The sequence below is a fragment of the Rhodococcus wratislaviensis genome, from assembly GCF_900455735.1.
In the GTDB taxonomy this organism is placed as follows: Bacteria; Actinomycetota; Actinomycetes; order Mycobacteriales; family Mycobacteriaceae; genus Rhodococcus_F; species Rhodococcus_F wratislaviensis.
Map to the genome: position 1 here is coordinate 676,473 of NZ_UAUI01000011.1, position 18,381 is coordinate 694,853.

Consider the following 18,381-nt stretch of genomic DNA (forward strand, 5'->3'; position numbering starts at 1 on the left):
TCCGCACAGAATCGGGAGTTCGGTATGCCCACTTCGCCTTCGAGCGACCCCACGGCACTGGAATCGGCCCTCGCCGAGATACGCGAACTCCAGGACGCCGCGTGGCCACCGCAGGTACCGCGGACGGTCGAGTACCCGATCGAGGGCCGCACCGTGATCGACTACCTGCGGCACTGGGCATCGGAGCGACCGCAGACCGTCGCGATCGACTTCTACGGCCGTGCCATCACGTACACCGAACTCGACGAACTGTCCGACCGCTTCGCCGGCTGGCTCCGGAAGCGGGGCGCGGCCGCCGGCGACCGCGTCGGCGTCCATCTCACCAACTGTCCGCAGTTCCATGTCGCCATGCTCGGGATCCTGAAGATCGGCGCCGTCCACGTCCCGATCAACCCGTTGTTCCGGGAGCACGAACTCGCATACGAACTCGTGGACGCCGGTGTGGAGATCCTGCTGACCCAGGATTCTTTCGCGGACATGGTCGAATCCGTGCGCGACCAGACGGCGCTGCGGCACGTCGCGGTCACGGCGCTGTCGGACATGCTGCCGGACGAACCCAGCGTGGCACCACCGTTCCCCCACGCCTCCGCAGTCACCGACTGGGCGGAGATCATGAACACCCGACGCGCCAAGCCGATTCCGATGGATCCCGACGCGCTGGCGGCACTGAACTACACCGGGGGCACCACCGGGATGCCGAAGGGCTGCGAACACACGCAGGCGCACATGGTCTACACCGCCGCCACCGCGACGCTGGCAGGCGGCAGGCAGGTGGGCGAGGCTCCCCCGGTGGTCCTCGGATTCCTGCCCATCTTCTGGATCGCCGGCGAGGACTTCGGCATCCTGTATCCGCTGATCAACGGCGGCACCGTCGTGCTCCTCAACCGCTGGGACCCGGACGCCGCGGCGACGCTCGTCGAAAGTCGTGGGGTGACGTCGATGGTGGGGACGGTCGACAACTTTGTGGAACTGATGGACCTGCCCGGCTTCCGCGACAGAGACTTCTCCACCCTCGACAACGCGATGGCCGTGTCGTTCGTGCTCAAACTCGACCCCGCGATTCGCGGGCGCTGGCGCGACGCCACCGGTCACGTGCTGCGGGAAGCGAGCTACGGTATGACGGAGACGCACACCGCCGACACCATCACGCTCGGTTTCCAGACCGGCGACGAAAACCTGCTCAGCCAACCCGTGTTCTGCGGACTCCCGGTTCCGGGCACCGACGTGCTGATCGTCGACGAGGCCGGTGCGCCCGTGCCGGTGGGGCAACCCGGACAGATCATCGTCCGCAGTCCGTCGCTGCTCACCGGTTACTACGGCAAACCCGATGCCACCGCCGCCGCGCTCCGCGACGGCTGGCTCCAGACCGGCGATGTCGGCAAGCTGAACGGCAAAGGCGCACTGCACTATCTGGCGCGCAACAAGGAAATGATCAAGACCAACGGAATGAGCGTGTTCCCCTCCGAGGTGGAGGCACTGCTCCTGCTGCATCCCGACATCCAGTCGGCCGCGGTCGTCCCGAAGCCCGATCCGGGCAAGGGTCAGGTGCCGTTCGCCTTCGTCCAGCTCCTGCCCGACCGCCAGGTTTCCGCAGAGGAACTGCGGGAGTGGGCGGCCCGGAACATGGCCACATACAAGGTCCCCACCGTCGAGGTCCTCGACGCCCTACCCATGACGGCGACCGGGAAGGTCCGCAAGGCCGACCTGTTCGCTCTGGCCGAGGAGTACAAGTGACCCTGCTGGTCGCCAATCGTGGCGAGATCGCGCTGCGCATCATTCGCACCGCCGAGGAGATGTCGGTCGGCACCGTCGCCGTCTACGCGGAGGACGACGCGGACAGCCCCCACGTGCGCGCCGCGACCGAAGCGGTCGCACTCCACGGTTCCGGCCCGTCCGCCTACCTGGACACTCGGGCCATCCTCGACGCGGCCGCGGAGTTCGGTGCCACGGCAGTGCATCCCGGGTACGGCTTCCTCAGCGAGAACGCCGACTTCGCACGTGCGTGCGCCGAGGCCGGGCTGACCTTCGTGGGACCGAGCCCCGAGGTGCTCGACATCTTCGGCGACAAGTCGTCCGCACGCGAGGCCGCGGTCGCCGCGAAGGTACCGGTGCTCGCCGCGACCACCGGTCCCACCGACCTCGACGGCGTCCGCACGTTCTTCGCGGAACACCCGGGCGGCATCATGATCAAGGCGCTCGCGGGCGGCGGCGGTCGCGGCATCCGTGCCGTCCGCAGCGCAGACCGGATCGACGAGGCCTACCGGCTCTGCGCGTCCGAGGCGCAACTCGGATTCGGCAACCCCGCACTGTTCGCCGAGGCACTGCTCGACGGCGCCCGGCACGTCGAGGTGCAGGTGGTGGCGGCGCAGCAGGCGGGCGCGACGAGGGCCCTGGCCGTCGGTGACCGCGACTGCAGCGTGCAGCGTCGCCACCAGAAACTCGTCGAGATCGCCCCCGCGCAGGGGCTCGATCCCGGACTGCGCAGCGACCTGCACGAGGCCGCGGCCCGGCTGTGCGCCAGTGTCGGATACCGGGGACTCGCCACCGTCGAATTCCTGGTGTCCCGGGAAGGCTTCGTGTTCCTGGAGGTCAATCCCCGAATCCAGGTGGAACACACGGTCACCGAGGAGGTGACGGGTATCGACCTCGTCGCCGTGCAGATCGACATCGCGCGGGGAGCTGATTTCGGGGACCTTGTGCTGCCGGACGGGATCAGCGCCGTGGGGCTCGACACGTCGGGCGTCCCCGCCGTCGCGCGCGGGATCGCCGTCCAGGCGCGCGTGAACATGGAAACGATGCGCCCCGACGGTCAGGCCGTCCCCGCAGCGGGCACCCTGTCGGTCTTCTCGCCGCCCACGGGACCGGGTGTGCGGGTGGACACCTACGGCCGGCCCGGGCTGTCGCCGAGCCCGCGGTACGACTCGCTGCTCGCGAAGGTGATCGTGCATTCGCGGGGCCCGTCGTTCTCGGCCGCGGTGCGCAAGACGGACGCGGCGCTCGCCGAGTTCGTCGTCGAGGGCGTTCCCACCAATATCGGCTTCCTCCGGGCGATTCTGGCCGATCCCGGCTTCGCCGACGGCGTCGTCGGCACCGACCATCTCGCCGAGCGGATGAGTACGCTCGTCGACGCCGCGTACGTGCACCAGCCGGCGGAGGTGGCGTCGGAGGCACTCGAGTTGCGGGCCGGCGAGGACGTGTTGCGCGCCCACATGGCCGGGACGGTCGTGGAGTCGACCGGAGAAGGGGCGACCGTGGAGTCGGGTGCCCAACTCGTCGTGCTCGAGGCCATGAAGATGCAGCACGTGATCGCCGCCCCCACGGGCGCGGTGGTCGAGCGGAATCTGGTGTCGCCCGGGCAGACCGTCAACGCCGGTGACCCGTTGGTCGTGATCCGCCGCACCGGATCAGAGGCAGGCGACGTCGTCGACAGCGCAACCGATCTGGATCGTGAGCGCGCGGATCTGGCAGAGATCCGGCAGCGGCACGACGTGACCCTCGACGCCGCCCGGCCCGCCGCAATCGCGAAGCGCACGAAACTCGGGAGACGCAGCGCACGCGCCAACATCGACGATCTGGTCGACCCCGGCAGCTTCGTCGAATACGGACCCTTGGTCCTGGCCGCGCAGCGCAGCCGCCGCTCCGAGCAGGATCTGATCGAGAACACCCCCGCCGACGGTCTCGTCGCCGGACTCGCCACCGTCAACGGTGACGTGTTCGGCCCGCGCGACGCCCAGGCGGTAGTCCTGTCGTACGACTACACGGTGCTCGCCGGAACCCAGGGCATGCGCAACCACGCGAAAACGGACCGGGTGATCGAACTCGCCGGCCGCAAGCAGGTTCCGGTCGTCCTGTTCGCCGAGGGTGGCGGCGGACGGCCCGGCGACACCGACGCCGGCCCGGCAGCGGGCCTGGACCTGAACACCTTCCGGTCGCTGGCGGCGCTGAACGGGAAGGTCCCGCTGGTGTCGGTCGTGTCCGGTCGCTGCTTCGCGGGCAACGCCGCCCTGGCCGGAGTCTGCGACGTCCTCATCGCCACCCCCGACGCGAACATCGGCATGGGCGGCCCGGCGATGGTGGAGGGCGGCGGGCTGGGCGTGTACCGGCCGGAGGACATCGGGCCCGTCGACGTGCAGCGGCGCAACGGCGTCATCGACCTGCTCGCCCGGGACGAGGCGCACGCGGTCGAATTGGCGAAGAAGTACCTCTCGTACTTCCAGGGCGCGCTCCCCGACTGGGAGGCCCCCGACGAACGGCTGGCACGCCACGTCGTCCCGGAGAACCGGTTGCGCGCCTACGACGTGCGCAGTGCCGTGGAATCCATCGCCGATGTCGGCTCGGTCCTCGAACTACGCCGCGACCACGGCGTCGGCATCGTCACCGCGCTGATCCGGGTCGAGGGAGCCCCGTACGGTCTCGTCGCGAACAGCAGCCACCACCTCGGCGGCGCGATCGACGCGGTCGCGGCGGACAAGATGGCCCGCTTCCTGGAGCTGTGCGAATCGTTCGGTCTGCCCGTCGTCTCACTGTGTGACACACCGGGATTCATGGTCGGACCCGACTCGGAGAAGGAGGCCACGGTTCGCCGGTTCGGGAAACTGTTCGTCGCGGGCGCGCGGATGACCGTGCCGTACGGGACCATCATCCTGCGCAAGGGGTACGGCCTCGGCGCGATGGCCATGGCGGGCGGCTCCTTCCACGCGTCCGAGTTCACGGTCGCGTGGCCGACCGGCGAGATCGGGGCCATGGGACTGGAAGGCGCGGTGCGGCTCGGCTTCCGGAAGGAACTCAAGGCCATCGACGACCCCGCCGAGCGCGACACCGCGTTCGCGCACCTCGTCGACGCCGCCTACCAGCACGGGAAGGCCCTCAACGCGGCGACGATCTTCGAACTGGACGACGTGATCGACCCGGCCGACTCCCGTGCCTGGATCGTGCGCCTCCGGCGCCCGTGAGTACTTGTTAACCGCCGGACGTTAATAAGTACTCACGGGGCGACAGCCACGACGGCCCGGCCCGAGTAAGTGCCGGCTCGCACCCGGTCGATCACCGAGACGACGTCCGCGATCGGAACGTCGTGGGTGATCGACTCGAGCCGGGACGGCGCGAGGTCGGACGCGAGACGGCCCCACAGCCGGCGCCGCTGGTCGATCGGGTACTGCACCGAATCGATCCCGAGCAGGCTGACACCACGCAGGATGAACGGCAGGACCGTGGTCTCCAACTTCGGTCCGCCGGTCAGCCCGCTCGCCGCGACCGCGCCGCCGTACTCGATGGTGCTGAGCACGTGTGCGAGGGTGGCGCCGCCGACGCAGTCGACCGCGGCGGCCCACTGGGCCTTGCCGAGCGGACGCGGTTTCGTGTCGGGCTCCGGGAGTCGTCCGATCACCGTGCTCGCGCCCAGTTCGGTGAGCAGTTCCGCCTTCTCCGGCTTTCCGCTCGACGCGACCACCTCGAAGCCCGCCGCCGACAGCAGGTCGACGGCGACGGTGCCGACGCCGCCACTGGCACCGGTCACGAGCACCGGACCGTTGCCCGGCGCGACTCCACGGGACAGCAGTGCCTCCACGCTCATCGCGGCCGTGAAGCCGGCGGTCCCGATCGCGGCGGCGGTGCGGGTGGACATGCCGTCGAGTTTCACCACCCAGTCGGCCGGAACGCGGGCGAACTGCGCGTACCCGCCGTGCCGGGCGGTGCCGATGTCGTAGCCGTGCGCGACGACCGTGTCGCCGACGGAGAACTCCGGGGACTGCGATTCGACGACGGTGCCTGCCACATCGATGCCGGGCACGATGGGGTACTCGCGGACCACTCCACCCTTCGGCGTGAGCGCCAGCGCGTCCTTGAAGTTCACGCTGGAGTATTCGACCTGGATCGTCACCTCGCCCTGCGGGAGGAACGACTCGCCGACCGTCTCCTGGGAGAGGCCGATGGCGCCCTCGTTCTCGCGAGCGATCCAGGCGGTGAATTCCTTCATCAGCTTGCTCTCCTGACCTCGGGGGTGCGTCGAGACCATCATGCGACAGCCGTGCCCCGCAGACGAGGCCGGGGCGAAGTTCCCCGGATCAGAACCTGAGGAGCACCTTGCTCGACGACGACGCATCCCTGGCCGCCGCGAAGGCGGTGAGCGCATCGGCGACGTCGTACTCGGCCGTGACGATCGGATCGACCACCAGCGAGCCGTCGGCGAGGGCGGCCACCACCTCGTCGATCTCGTCGTTGAACCGGAACGAGCCGACCAGGTCCAGTTCCCGGGTGATTGCAATCGACACGGGTACCGGCTGATCACCGGACGGAAGCAATCCGACCATCACGACCCGGCCGCCGCGGGCCGTTCCGTGTATCGCCGATGCCAGACCGCGATGGTTGCCCGAGCATTCGATGGTGACGTCCGCTGCCACGGCCGCGACTGCGTCGGCATCGGTTGCGGTGAGGGTATCGTCCGCACCCACGGCGCGCGCGATCCTCAGCGGGTACTCGTGCATGTCCACCGCCGTGATCTTCCCGGCGCCCGCTCGCTTCAGTACCGCCACCACGAGCGCGCCGATGGGTCCGGCACCGATGACGAGGACCGACCTGCCCTTCACGTCCCCTGCTCGCGCGACCGCGTGCCACGCGACGCTCGCCGGCTCGGCCAGTGAGGCGAGACGAAGGTCGAGGCCGTCGGGAAGAACCCGGAGCATGCGCGTCGGGACGGCGACGTGGCTGACGAACAACCCGTCCGCGTGCGGGAAATGCGCCGCACTGCCCAGGTATGTGCATCCGGGGGAAATATTGGGGCGATCGGCCGGGTACTTCGCGCTGTCGCCGCCGGGGGTCGCGGGATGGATGGTGACGGGGGTGCCTGCGCCGGGACCGCTTCCGTCCGTCGCGCCGATCAGGACGGTGCCCGATGCCTCGTGTCCGAGCCGCATCGGTGCGCGAAGGATCGATTCGCCGGCGGCGCCGTGCTGCCAGTAGTGGAGGTCGGATCCGCAGATCCCGCCGTAGGCGATGCGGATCACCGCTTCGTCGGCCTTCGGCGCGGCGATCGGCACCTCCTCCACGCGCAGGTCCTGCGCACCGTGGGCGACGACTGCTTGCGCGTGCGTCGGGACCTCGGTGGCTTCGGAGGCGGTGGTCGAGCTGGTGTTCATCGGTGAAATCCAGTTCTGTCGGAGGTCGGAGCTCGTCATCTGGTGACGGGTTCCGTGGTGGTGAGGAGTCCGAGTTCGTCCCGTCGCGGCATGCCCTCCCAGTCGCCGGACACGGTGCATGCGAATGCCCCCACCGTCACAGCGGTTTTCAGGCGGTCGGCGGGTGCCTTCCCGGCCAGGCGTTCCGCGAGGTAGCCGGCGACGAAACCGTCTCCCGCCCCGACGGAGTCGACCACGCTCACCGGCACCGCGGGGAGGGAGTACGTCTCTCCGTCGACCATCGCCAGGCATCCCTGGTCGCCCAGCTTCAGGATGCTCTCGCGTGGTCCGAGGTCGCGGACACGGGCGACGAGTTCGGCGGGGGTGCCCTCGCCCACTGCGATCGCGGCCTCGTCCTCACCTGCGAAGACGATGTCCGACAACGCGATCAGCTCACGGAAGACGGCGCCCGCTTCGTCCGGCGACCACAGCGCGCGGCGATAGTTGAGATCGAACGACACCGGAATACCCAGTGCGCGTGCCCGTTCGACGCAATGCAAGGTGGTCTTCCTGGCAGAGTCGGACAAGGCTGGGGTGATACCGGTGACGTGCAGCAGGGACGCCGACTCGAGGCGGGCGTCCGCGATGTCCGACGTCGTGAGCCGCGACCCCGCGCTGCCGGTCCGGTAGTACCAGACGCGGGTGGCAGTGGCGGTTCGCCGCTCCTTCACCATCAGTCCGGTCGGAGCATCCGGATCGCGGATGACGTCGGCGGTGATTCCCTCGGCCCGGAGTTCCCGTTCGATCAGGTCGCCCAGGCTGTCCTGGCCGACGCGACCGATCCAGGTGACGTCGACGCCGAGTCGCCGCAAGGCGATCGCGAAGTTCGATTCGGCGCCGCCGATTCCCAGGTGGAGCGTCGATGTGTGGGCGAGTGCACCGGTGTCCACAGCCCGGGTGAGGGCCATCGTCTCGCCGAATGTCAGCACCGTCATCACACGACCTCCAGTTCGGCGACGACGTCGCCGAGGCGCCGGCATCGTTCGGCCAGCTGACCGAGGTCGCCGCCGCGGAGTGCGTCACCGATCAGCGGGCCGCCGAGGCTGACCGCCGCCGCTCCGGCGGCGACCCACGCGGGGACGTCCTCGATGCTCACCCCACCCGAAGGGACGACCTGGATGTCGGGGAAGGGTCCGCGCAGGTGCCCGATGTACTCCGGTCCGACTACCGATGCCGGGAACAGTTTCACGGCAGTCGCACCGGCGTTCCATCCGTTCCACAGTTCGGTCGGGGTGAATCCGCCCGGATAGATGGGGATTCCGGCACGGACGGCCGTGGCGATGACCTCGAGGTTGGTCGTCGGCGTCACGAGGAAGTCGGCTCCCACATCGAGGGCGGCGCGGGCCTGGTCGACGGTGGTGACCGTCCCGACCCCGATCTCGACGCCGTCGGGTGCGTCGCGCCGGATGCTGCTCAGGGACTCGAGGGTGCCCGGCGTGCTCATCGTCAGCTCGACGGCGCGCACGCCGTTCTCGGCGAGGACGTTGACGACGGGGGCGTACCGGTCGGCGTGCGCGGCGCGCAGCACCGCGATGACGGAGGAGGTCATGCCGCCGTCACCTCACGGTCGGTGGCATTGGCGGCCAGCGTGAGGTCGCGGTCCCGGGTTTCCGGTGCCATCGCCGAGGCGATCAGAACGGTCACGGCCATCACGATCATGTAGACGGCCACGGGGACCCACGAGCCGGAGAAGGCCGTGACGAGGGCCGCACAGATCAGCGGTGCGACGCCGCCCCCGAAGATCGAGGCGAATTCACGGCCGAGAGTGACGCCGGCGTAGCGGTAGCGGGAGCCGAAGATCTCCGGGAAGTAGCTCATGGTGACGCCGACGGCGCCCTGGCAGGCCAGGATGAAGCCGACGATCATCGCCATCGTGATCAGCAGGTGTGAGCCGGTGTTCAGGGCCAGGAAGGTCGGGACGGGCAGGATGATGAGAGCGATCACGATCGAGATGTACACCGGCTTGCGGCCCACCCGGTCGGAGAGACGGCCGAACCCGTAGGCGGCGATGCCGCCGCAGATGGCGCCGACCAGGAGCACCTTGGGAATGAAGGTGGGGTCGACGTGCACGTCGTTCTTGAGGTACGACGCCATGAACACCTGGTAGGTGTACGACTGCGCGCTGATGCCGATCGTCATGAACATGACGATGAACAGCGGCTTCTTGCCGTTCGCGAAGATCTCCTTGACGGGTGTCTTCGGAACCTGGTGCTGCTCCTTGAGTTCCTGGAACACCGGGCTCTCGGTCAGCTTGCGGCGGATGACGAACGCGGCGACGGTGACGAGCAGACTGCTGATGAAGACCAGACGCCAACCCCAGGACATGAGCTGCTCTTCCGGCAGGAGCTGCGCGGCGATCCACGCGACTGCGCCGAGAGCAGTGCCCAGCGCGGCCCCGGTCATCACCAGAGCTGCGAGCCGACCTCGCCTGCCTATCTGCGCCGTCTCCGTCAGAAGGGTTGCACCGCCGGACTGTTCGGCTCCCGCGCCGAAGCCCTGGAAGAACCGGCAGGCGACGAGGAGGGCGGGTGCGAGCAGCCCGACCTGACTGTAGGTGGGCAGCAGGCCGATACCCAGTGTTGCGCCACCCATCAGCATCAGCGTCGCGACGAGCACCCACTTGCGGCCGAGACGTTCTCCGTAACGCGAGAAGAACAAGCCGCCGAGCGGCCGGGCGAGAAACCCGACGGCGTAGGCGCTGAAGCTCGCGAGGATGCCCGCCGCGGGCGAGATGTTCGGAAAGAACAGTGTGTTGAAGATCAGCGCCGAGGCGGTCCCGTAGATGACGAAGTCGTACTGTTCGAGCGTGGTGCCGATGAGTCCCGCCCACGCCGCCCGGCGGACCGCGGACGGGTCTGCCTGAGGTGTGCCGCCTGCGCGGCCGGGAGTTTGCGGGTTCACCGTGGGGTCGAGTGTAGTGTCCATGGATTCCTCCATTGGTGGTTCCCGGAATTGTCCGGGCAGGGGTGAGGGAGTCAGATGGTCGCTCTGGACTGCAGCGACGTGATCGTCCCGAGGTCCGGGTCGGATGCTTCGGCGGCGGCGACTGCCGGCCCGTGGCGGACGATGATGTCGACGAAGTCGGCGATCCGCGAGACGAACTCGGTGTGCGAAGCGAGAGTGCTGGGAAACAGACCACCGTCGACGAAGACGGAGCGAACGAATTCGGTAGTGGAAGCGGCGTTGTCGGCCATTCCTGCCAGGCGCGGTCGAGCGGGGTCGGTCATGGATCGTGCGTGGGGGCCGGGATCGAACCCGGGCAGTGGGGCAATGCAGCAGAGGTATGCCGCGACCGTGAGAGACAGGTACTGCGGGACGGTACCGCGGCCGAGATGTTCGAGTGCGGGGATCGGGATGCGCTGCGCCAGCTTGACCGATCCGTCGGAGCCGACCTGCGAGGTACGGTGCCCCAGAGCGGTATTGGACCACCGCGAGAACAGTTGCCGGATGTAGTCGTCCGTGTCCACCGATTCGGGAACGGTGACCGTCGGCAGGTACTCGTCGCACAGGATCCGCCGCGCGGCGTCCTCGACGAACGGTTGCGCCACGGACTCGGGGATGGTGGCGCGCCCGTCGAGAGCGCCGAGGTAGGCGATGAGCGAATGCGTTCCGTTGAGCAGTCGGACCTTCATCAGCTCGTAGGGCTCGACGTCGTCGGTGAACAGCGCGCCGCCGTGCTCCCAGACGGGACGGCCGGCGGCGAACCGCTCCTCCATGACCCACATCGTGAACGGCTCGGCGGGGACGGCGATCGTGTCCCGCACGCCGAGGTGTGCCAGTGCCGCCTCGTTGTAGCGGTCCGCACCGGACGGCACGATCCGGTCCACCATCGAGTTGGGGAACGTCACGGACGAGGTCATCCAGGACAGCATGTCGTCGCGGAGCGGCGGCGCGAAGGTCCCGACGAACTCGCGTACGAGCCTCTCGGTCTGACGCCCGTTGGACAGCAGGTTGTCGCAGCTGAGGATCGTGATCGGGGCGGCGTGTGTGCTCGCCCGCAGGGCCAGTCCGCGGGCGATCTGCCCGATCGTGGTGCGGGGCGTCCGCACCTCGGCGAGGTCGCGGCGCACGGCGTCGGAGTCGAGGTCGAGGGAATTGGTCTCGGGTGAGACCGTGTACCCGTGTTCGGTCACCGTGATCGTGACGATTTTCGTCGCCGGGTCCGCGATGGCGCGGACGACGGACTCCGGGTCCTGTTCTGCCACCAGGGTTCCGGTGTGCGAACCCGGGACGCTCACACGAGAACCCTCCGGCGAGATCTCGACGACGCTGTACAGGAGGTCCTGCGCGTTCATCGCATCGGCGACGGCGCGCGAACGGCTCGCCACACCGAGAATGCCCCACGGTCCGGGTTCGCGTTCCATCGCGAGCGCGGTGTACACCGCCTGGTGCGCGCGGTGGAAGTTGCCCAGTCCCAGGTGCACGATCCCGGTGCCTTCCGGCACCCGCCGATGGATCAATGCCGCAGAAGGAACGTGTCGGCGAGAGAGTGTCGGTTCGGACATGCCCGTCACCAATCCGTCATGGAGCCGTCGCGGCGCCGGGCAACCGGGAGATACGCCTGCTCGTACGGATACTTTTCCGCGAGTTCCTCGTTCATGTTCACTCCGATACCCGGAACGTCGCCGGGGGTGAGGTGACCGTCCGAGAACGACCACGCGTGGGGGAAGACCTCGCTGACGAGCGGGTCGTAACCCATGTACTCCTGGATTCCGAAGTTCGGCGTCGCGAGCCCGAGGTGCAGGCTCGCGCCCAGGGAGATCGGTGAGACGTCCGACGGGCCGTGCGGTCCGCCGCGAACCTGGTACACCTCGGCGAGCGCGAAGATCTTGCGGACGTGGCTGATTCCGCCTGCGTGGACGATGGCCACGCGGATGAAGTCGATCAACTGCTCGGTGATCAGGTGCTGGCAGTCCCAGACCGTATTGAAGACCTCGCCGATCGCCAGGGGTGTCGTGGTGTGGTTGCGCACCAGACGCAGCGCATCCTGGTTCTCGGCCGGCGTGACGTCCTCGAGCCAGAACAGGTCCACGTGCTCGACCGACTTCCCCAGCCGCGCGGCCTGCTGCGGGGTGAGCCGATGGTGGGCGTCGTGCAGCAATTTGAGTTCGGGACCGACGTGTTCGCGAACGGCCTCGAGGATCCGGGGGGCATGGTTGAGATACGCGTCCGTGTCCCACACTTCTTCGACCGGGAGGGCGCCGCGGCTCGCGGGCTCGTATCCGGCGGCGCCCTGGTGAACGCCGTACACCGAATCCAGGCCGGGAACCCCGGACTGCACTCGAATCGCCTGAAAGCCCTTCTCACGCTTCGCGTCGACGGAGTCGAGCAGCGCGGGCGCGTCCCACCCGGTCGCGTGGGTGTAGGAGAGCACCCGGTCGCGGACGGCACCGCCGAGCAACTGGTAGACGGGCTGGCCGAGGGTCTTGCCCTTGATGTCCCAGAGGGCGACGTCGACGGCGCCGATCGCGGCCATCGTGACCGGCCCGCGCCGCCAGTACACGCCGCGGTAGAGGTATTGCCAGGTGTCCTCGATCCGCGCCGGGTCGCGTCCGATCAGCAAGGGAGCGACATGGTCCCGGAGGTACGACGCGACGGACAGTTCACGGCCGTTGAGCGTGGCGTCACCGTAACCGACGACGCCGTCGGCCGTGGTGATCTTCAGGGTGACGAAGTTGCGGGTGGGGCTGCAGACCAGTACGTCCGCGGAAATGATCTTGTCGGTCATGCTCGTGATCCTTTCGAGCCGACGGCGGGAGCGACGACGTTGCGCAGTTGCTCGCCGCGAGCGAGTCGAGTGATGTTGTCGGCGATGTCGTCGACGCGGCCGACGAAAGTCTGTCGTGACACCCCGGAAGAGTGCGGTGTCATCAGGATGTTGGGGAGTTCGGAGAACGGCAGAGCGCTGGGCGTCCCGCGACCGTCGGGTCCGGGATAGTCGTACCAGACGTCGATGGCCGCAGCCGCGATGGTCGACGAGGACAGTGCGTCGAACAGTGCCTGCTCCTGGACGAGAGGTCCGCGGCCCACATTGACCAGCACACCGTCGCTGCCGAGTGCGCGCAGTTCGTCGGCGCCGATCATGCCCCGCGTCCGGTCGTCGAGCGGTGCGGACACGACGACGACATCGGATTCGACGAGGAGACGCCCGAGCTGGGAAACGTCCGCCGCCCAGTCCAATCCCGCACTCGGCGCGTCGACGTTGCCACGGCCGGTCACGGCCGCTCCTGTCGCGCCGAATGCTCGGAACAGATTCCACGTGGCGTGGCCGATGTGGCCGAACCCCACGAAACCCACTTTCGCGTCCTGCAGCGAATTCGACTGTGTGAGAAGGTCGTCGTAGACCGACGTCGCCCAGACCCCTTGCCGGAGCGCCTTGTCCTGAGCCACGAAACCGCGCCGGAGCATCACCGCGGTCGCCACGACGTACTCGGCGATCGACTTCTCGTGGTGGAAGGTGTTCGCCACCAGCACATCCGGTGCCAGGGCGTCGAAGGCGATGTTGTCCGTTCCTGCACCGGCGACGTGGACGAGGCGCAGCCGCTCTGCAGACGACGCCAGGGACGATGTGAACTTTCCCCCGACGTAGACGTCGGCGTCGCGAAGATCCTCGGCCAGGGCCGCTTCGTCGAAGCCGTCGTGCCAGGACAGCCGCGAATCGGACGGAACCGTGGCCTCGAGCCGGGATCGGTGCGGAATCAGGTTGCGATCGGCAACAACGATTTTCATCTAGCGGCTCTCTTTTCCGGGGCGAAACACCCGATCGTGCGCCGGTCCGGCCGAAGCACGGACGACCAGTTGAGTGGGGAGGTGGATTTCTCGGATATCGGAGTCCGGCTCGTTCGCACGCTGGAACACCAGGTCCAGACTCAGCACGCCGGCTCGTGCCATCGGCACGTTGATGCTCGTGAGCGCGGGGCTGGCGAGTTCGGCCAGCGGCGAGTCGTCGATGCCGACGACGCTCAGGTCCGCCGGCACCGAGAAGCCCATTGCGCGGACGCCGTTCATCACTCCGATGGCCATCGGATCGTTGTGCGTGATCACGGCGCTCGCGCCCGTCGCGATCACGCTCGCGGCTGCGGCATGACCGCCGGCGAGGGTTTCCTGCTGCCAGCCGAGCAGGCTCAGCTGCACATCCCGGGCCTTGCAGAGTTCCTCGACCGCGGCGACGCGACGCTGGTTCGACCAGGACTGCGGCGAGCCCTGGACGTAGGCGAGGTGCTCGTGCCCGAGGGCGACGAGGTAGTCGACGGCCTGACGAATTCCGTCCTCGGAGTCCGCCACGATGCAATCGCATTCGGGTGACGAGCGGTTGACGAGCACCAAGGGGGTGTCGCCGGCGAGCTGCACGATGTCCGATGCGGGCAGCCGCGGAGCGCAGACCACGAGCGAGTCGACGCGTCCCTGCAACTCGCCGAGAACCTCACGCTCACGGTCGGCGCTGCCGTCGGTGTCGGTGAGGAGCACCGTCTGGCGCCGGTGCCACCCCTGAGCCTGCGCCGCCTTCACGAAGCTCGCGAACACCGTGTGCCCGATGTCGGGCACCACGACCGCGACGGTGGTGGCGGTGGGGCGCACCACGTCGGTGCGCGTCGGTGACGCCGCCCGGTAGCCGATCTCGTCGGCGACCGCGATGATCCGCGCGAGCGTGTCCGGTCCGATCCGGTCCGGGGCACTGAACGCCCGCGACGCGGTGGACAGGGATACCCCTGCGCGTTGTGCGACCTCGGTCAAGGTGGGTGCCACGGTGCTACCGCCTCGCTGTTCGTTGTGACTGCCGACACACACTATCCACCGTCTTGCGCAAGATTGTCAATACTTGCGCAAGGCTTGCGGCAACATGGGCGTCGTGCGCGTTCACACGTCCAGGAGCGACAACAGCCGGTCGGATTCGAACAGCGCCGCCCGGTCGAACGTCGACGTCGAGGCCAGGAGTTCGTCCGCGCCGGTGCGCGCGGCCAGCGCGTCGAGCGCGACCGTGACCTCCTCGGCGGTGCCGTGGATCGACGTCGCGATCGAGGCGTCGACCTGTTCGCGCAACCGCGAAGTCCACGCCTGACCCCGGATGTCCGCGACCGATTCGAGCGGCGGGAACTCGCCGGTCCGACTCGACTGCGCCAGCGCCCACGCCTCCGGAAGCAGCAGCTCACGCGCCCGGTCTTCGTCCTCGGCGATCATCACCTCGAGCGAGATCATCACGTACGGGGACCGATTTCCGGCGGACGGGACGAAGCTGTCGCGGTACCGGTCGAGTTCCGGGACGCGGGTGCCCGACCCGCCGAGGACCGGCCCACCGACCACCACCGGCAGACCGGCCTTCGCAGCGAAATCGAGCCCCCGCCGGGTGGCGAGAACGAATATCGGCGGCGGACTCGTCACCTGGGGACGGGCCGTCACGGCGCCCTTGCCCTCGAGATAGCTCCGCACCTCGTCGAGGTCGTCGGCGAACGTGTCGGGGGCGTCGCGGTCACGGCGCAGCGCCTCGCGCACCGGCTTCGTGAACCCCAGCGACCGTCCGACCCCCAGATCGATCCGGCCCGGGTACATCGCCTCGAGCATCAGGAACTGCTCGGCCACCACGAGAGGCTGGTGATTCGGCAGCATCACACCCCCCGAGCCCAGCCGGATCCGGTCGGTGCGGGCGCCGAGGGCAGCGAGCAGCACGGGCGGCGACCCACTCGCGATGCCCGGCACGGCATGATGCTCGGCCACCCAGAACCGATGGAAACCCAGCTGCTCGGCACGCACCGCCCGCTCGATCGTCCCGGTCAGCGCGGCCGAGTCGGGCACACCCCGTCGCGTGCGGGACCGGTCCAGAATCGAGAGCTTCACCCCCGAGGCAACGGTCCGCCGGCCGACGGTATTTCCACACCCCGCCCGCACTCGGTGGACGAGTGTGCCCGCTTCGCTGACATACTGACCGCCGCAGGATCCACGATCGCCGGGAGGTCAATGGTGAGCAGCACAGGGACTATGTCGTACTCGCTGGACGTCACGTCGCGGTCCGCAGCGCAGATGCGGGAGTGCGCAGAGTTCTTCAGCGAGCCCGAGCTGGCCCACCTGCCCACGGCCCGCCTCGCGGACGCACTGGAGTCGCTGGCGGAGACGGGCCGCTACGAGCACACCGTGGAGGAACTGGAAGTCGGCTCGCAGCTGGCCTGGCGCAACCACGCCCGGTGCGTCGGTCGCAAGCACTGGCGCACGCTGAAGCTGATCGATGCCCGGCACGTCACCACCGCGGACGAGATTGCGGAGGCGTGCTGGGAGCACCTGCGGGTCGCGACGAACGGCGGCGCCCTGCGCTCGGTCATCACGGTCGGTCCCCTACCGCTGGCGGACGGACGCGAGTACAAGATCGTCAGCCCGCAACTGATCCGGTACGCGGGCTACCGCCACGCGGACGGGACGGTGACCGGGGACCCCGCCCAGGTCGCAATCACCGAGGCGGTGACGAAGATGGGGTGGCGGGGCGCAGGCACGCCGTTCGACGTGCTGCCGCTGCTGGTCAGCACACCCGACGAGACGCTGCGCTGGTACGAGATTCCATCCGAGCTGGTGCTCGAGGTCGAGATCGAGCACCCGGACTACGCCTGGTTCGCCGATCTCGGTCTCAAGTGGCATGCCGTTCCCGCCGTGTCGAACATGAGCTTCTCGGTCGGCGGGCTGACCTACCCGCTCGCCCCGTTCAGCGGGTGGTACGTGAGCACGGAGGTCGGGGCCCGCAACCTCAGCGACGAGGATCGGTACGACATGCTGCCCGCGATCGCCGAACGGCTGTGCCTGGACACGACATCGGAGCGGACGCTGTGGCGCGACCGCGCACTGGTCGAACTGAACCGCGCCGTGATCCACAGTTACCGGCAGGCCGGCGTGCACATGGTCGATCATCACACCGTTGCCAAGCAGTTCGTCAGCCACGTCGAACGCGAAGAGTCACTCGGCCGGAAGTGCCCGACCGACTGGTCGTGGATCAACCCGCCGATGTCGGCGGCACTCACCCCCACGTTCCACCGGCTCTACGACGCACCCGACATGGACATCCGCCCGAACTTTCTCCCGGCCGCCAGCTCGGGTTGCCCGATCTCCGGTCAGCCGCGGTAGGGCGGGGCCACGCCCCACCCCCAGTGCGGTACGGGTGCGTGCTCGACCACCTCGGCGCCAGGGCTCGAGTTCTGTAACGCGAGCCTGGTGCCCCACTCGACGTATGCCATGAAGGCCGAGCGGAATTCGGGGTCGGACGGCAGCCCGGCGTCGTCGGCGGCAAGACTCATCGTCGCGGCGAAGCGGTGCCGCTGCTCCCGGCTGATGTCCAGACCGATGTGGTGTCGCAACATCCGTTCGTAGCCACCGAGTCGGTCGGTGTAGCCGGGTGGACCGCCGAACACCTCGCACCACCACAGCGTCACGTTGCGGCGATGCTCCTCGTGCACTCCGCCGGGGAACATCGGGGACAGCAGGTCGTCGCGCTCCACCCGGTCGTAGAAGGCGTCGATCAGCCGCCGGAACGACTGCTCACCGCCCGCCCATTCGTACAGGGACGGTGTTTCCTGATCACCCATGGGAGCTCCTCATCTCCGTCTTCTCCATTACGATACACACCAGCATTGGATTGAAACGAGGATCGAGCATGACTGTGACCGGGCGCAGCCGCGACACCGACATCGACACTCGCGTGCTGAAAGTGGCGGGCAGGCAATTGTCCCGGGCCGGATACGACGCGATGTCGATCGCCGCGATCGCCGCGGAGGCCGGCACCACCCGGCAGGCGCTGTACCGGCGGTGGGCGTCGAAGTCGGAGCTCGCCGCCGCCGTCGTGGCGCAGTTGTCCGACGAACGGTCGGGGCGGGCCTCGGCCGATCCCTTCGGGGATCTGGTGCGCGAGCTGACCGACTTCCAGCGCGGGGTGTCGCGGAGCGGCCGGTTGTCGCTGGTCGGCACGATGCTGCAGGACACGACGGACGCCGACGTCCGCGCGCAGTACCGCGCCCGGGTGGTGGCGCCGCGCCGGCGCCGAATCCGCGCCATCCTGGACCGCGCCGCCGAACTGAAGCTGATCGACGGCGACGCCGATCTCGACGTCGCCGTCACGATGGCCACCGGCAGTTGGTACGGCCGGGCGTTGGCCGGTGATCGCCCACCCGCCGATTGGCCGGCCCGGACCGCGACATTGATCTGGCGGGCCGTCGGCGGGACGCCGCCGGCCTGACGC

The 18,381-nt window shown here is 68.7% G+C and carries 15 protein-coding genes; 4 read left to right on the top strand and 11 right to left on the bottom strand.

What is annotated here, in order from left to right:
- The first annotated feature begins 24 nt into the window (after nucleotides 1-24).
- Nucleotides 25-1,734, top strand: coding sequence for an AMP-binding protein (locus DTA22_RS16820; protein ID WP_112300173.1), 1,710 nt, complete (start codon nucleotides 25-27; stop codon nucleotides 1,732-1,734).
- On the top strand, nucleotides 1,731-4,952 hold the full coding sequence (locus tag DTA22_RS16825) for an acetyl-CoA carboxylase family protein (RefSeq protein WP_112300174.1): 3,222 nt from the start codon (nucleotides 1,731-1,733) through the stop codon (nucleotides 4,950-4,952). Before DTA22_RS16820 ends, DTA22_RS16825 begins: the two co-directional genes overlap by 4 nt.
- Nucleotides 4,953-4,984: 32 nt before the next feature.
- Here the strand turns inward: DTA22_RS16825 and DTA22_RS16830 are convergent, their stop codons facing one another.
- From DTA22_RS16830 to DTA22_RS16875, 10 genes are all read right to left on the bottom strand, one after another.
- Entirely contained in the window at nucleotides 4,985-5,974 is a 990-nt protein-coding gene (locus DTA22_RS16830) for an MDR family oxidoreductase (RefSeq protein WP_112300175.1), read from the bottom strand.
- 88 nt (nucleotides 5,975-6,062) lie between these two features.
- Nucleotides 6,063-7,133, bottom strand: a complete 1,071-nt coding sequence (locus DTA22_RS16835; protein WP_174233810.1) for an L-idonate 5-dehydrogenase — start codon at nucleotides 7,131-7,133, stop codon at nucleotides 6,063-6,065.
- A 35-nt stretch (nucleotides 7,134-7,168) separates the two neighbouring features.
- The gene (locus tag DTA22_RS16840; RefSeq protein WP_112300177.1) at nucleotides 7,169-8,107 is read right to left on the bottom strand and encodes a sugar kinase; all 939 of its coding nucleotides are present in this window, start codon (nucleotides 8,105-8,107) and stop codon (nucleotides 7,169-7,171) included.
- Nucleotides 8,107-8,721 carry a bifunctional 4-hydroxy-2-oxoglutarate aldolase/2-dehydro-3-deoxy-phosphogluconate aldolase gene (locus DTA22_RS16845; protein WP_037226187.1) on the bottom strand — a complete coding sequence of 205 codons (615 nt, stop codon included), beginning with the start codon at nucleotides 8,719-8,721 and terminating at the stop codon, nucleotides 8,107-8,109. The genes DTA22_RS16840 and DTA22_RS16845 overlap by 1 nt, the downstream gene beginning before the upstream one ends.
- Entirely contained in the window at nucleotides 8,718-10,097 is a 1,380-nt protein-coding gene (locus DTA22_RS16850) for an MFS transporter (protein WP_112300178.1), read from the bottom strand. The genes DTA22_RS16845 and DTA22_RS16850 overlap by 4 nt, the downstream gene beginning before the upstream one ends.
- Before the next feature lie 50 nt (nucleotides 10,098-10,147).
- Nucleotides 10,148-11,677 (bottom strand): mannitol dehydrogenase family protein, encoded by a 1,530-nt coding sequence (locus DTA22_RS16855; protein WP_112300179.1) that lies wholly within the window; start codon nucleotides 11,675-11,677, stop codon nucleotides 10,148-10,150.
- 5 nt (nucleotides 11,678-11,682) lie between these two features.
- Nucleotides 11,683-12,900 carry a D-mannonate dehydratase ManD gene (gene manD / locus DTA22_RS16860; RefSeq protein WP_112300180.1) on the bottom strand — a complete coding sequence of 406 codons (1,218 nt, stop codon included), beginning with the start codon at nucleotides 12,898-12,900 and terminating at the stop codon, nucleotides 11,683-11,685.
- On the bottom strand, nucleotides 12,897-13,901 hold the full coding sequence (locus DTA22_RS16865) for a 2-hydroxyacid dehydrogenase (RefSeq protein ID WP_112300181.1): 1,005 nt from the start codon (nucleotides 13,899-13,901) through the stop codon (nucleotides 12,897-12,899). Before DTA22_RS16865 ends, manD begins: the two co-directional genes overlap by 4 nt.
- The gene (locus DTA22_RS16870; RefSeq protein ID WP_112300182.1) at nucleotides 13,902-14,918 is read right to left on the bottom strand and encodes a LacI family DNA-binding transcriptional regulator; all 1,017 of its coding nucleotides are present in this window, start codon (nucleotides 14,916-14,918) and stop codon (nucleotides 13,902-13,904) included. It abuts the gene before it with no gap.
- Nucleotides 14,919-15,029: 111 nt separating this feature from the next.
- Entirely contained in the window at nucleotides 15,030-16,004 is a 975-nt protein-coding gene (locus DTA22_RS16875) for an MsnO8 family LLM class oxidoreductase (RefSeq protein ID WP_112300183.1), read from the bottom strand.
- Nucleotides 16,005-16,145: 141 nt separating this feature from the next.
- On the opposite strand from DTA22_RS16875, the gene DTA22_RS16880 reads away from it, so the two are divergent.
- Nucleotides 16,146-17,273 (top strand): nitric oxide synthase oxygenase, encoded by a 1,128-nt coding sequence (locus DTA22_RS16880; RefSeq protein ID WP_112300184.1) that lies wholly within the window; start codon nucleotides 16,146-16,148, stop codon nucleotides 17,271-17,273.
- Here the strand turns inward: DTA22_RS16880 and DTA22_RS16885 are convergent.
- A complete protein-coding gene (locus tag DTA22_RS16885; protein ID WP_009475460.1) occupies nucleotides 17,261-17,731 on the bottom strand; it encodes a group II truncated hemoglobin in 471 nt (156 codons plus the stop codon). The genes DTA22_RS16880 and DTA22_RS16885 overlap by 13 nt on opposite strands.
- A 68-nt stretch (nucleotides 17,732-17,799) precedes the next feature.
- Here DTA22_RS16885 and DTA22_RS16890 point away from each other — a divergent pair, with 68 nt between their 5' ends.
- The gene (locus DTA22_RS16890; protein WP_037226206.1) at nucleotides 17,800-18,378 is read left to right on the top strand and encodes a TetR/AcrR family transcriptional regulator; all 579 of its coding nucleotides are present in this window, start codon (nucleotides 17,800-17,802) and stop codon (nucleotides 18,376-18,378) included.
- The last annotated feature ends 3 nt before the right edge of the window (nucleotides 18,379-18,381 follow it).

Excerpts from the sequence above, each read along its gene's own strand:
- DTA22_RS16820 (WP_112300173.1), top strand. The coding sequence starts at position 25 with ATGCCCACTTCGCCTTCGAGCGACCCCACGGCACTGGAATCGGCCCTC.
- DTA22_RS16830 (WP_112300175.1), bottom strand. The coding sequence starts at position 5,974 with ATGAAGGAATTCACCGCCTGGATCGCTCGCGAGAACGAGGGCGCCATC.
- DTA22_RS16835 (WP_174233810.1), bottom strand. The coding sequence starts at position 7,133 with ATGAACACCAGCTCGACCACCGCCTCCGAAGCCACCGAGGTCCCGACG.
- DTA22_RS16840 (WP_112300177.1), bottom strand. The coding sequence starts at position 8,107 with ATGACGGTGCTGACATTCGGCGAGACGATGGCCCTCACCCGGGCTGTG.
- DTA22_RS16845 (WP_037226187.1), bottom strand. The coding sequence starts at position 8,721 with ATGACCTCCTCCGTCATCGCGGTGCTGCGCGCCGCGCACGCCGACCGG.
- DTA22_RS16850 (WP_112300178.1), bottom strand. The coding sequence starts at position 10,097 with ATGGACACTACACTCGACCCCACGGTGAACCCGCAAACTCCCGGCCGC.
- DTA22_RS16855 (WP_112300179.1), bottom strand. The coding sequence starts at position 11,677 with ATGTCCGAACCGACACTCTCTCGCCGACACGTTCCTTCTGCGGCATTG.
- manD (WP_112300180.1), bottom strand. The coding sequence starts at position 12,900 with ATGACCGACAAGATCATTTCCGCGGACGTACTGGTCTGCAGCCCCACC.
- DTA22_RS16865 (WP_112300181.1), bottom strand. The coding sequence starts at position 13,901 with ATGAAAATCGTTGTTGCCGATCGCAACCTGATTCCGCACCGATCCCGG.
- DTA22_RS16880 (WP_112300184.1), top strand. The coding sequence starts at position 16,146 with ATGTCGTACTCGCTGGACGTCACGTCGCGGTCCGCAGCGCAGATGCGG.
- DTA22_RS16885 (WP_009475460.1), bottom strand. The coding sequence starts at position 17,731 with ATGGGTGATCAGGAAACACCGTCCCTGTACGAATGGGCGGGCGGTGAG.
- DTA22_RS16890 (WP_037226206.1), top strand. The coding sequence starts at position 17,800 with ATGACTGTGACCGGGCGCAGCCGCGACACCGACATCGACACTCGCGTG.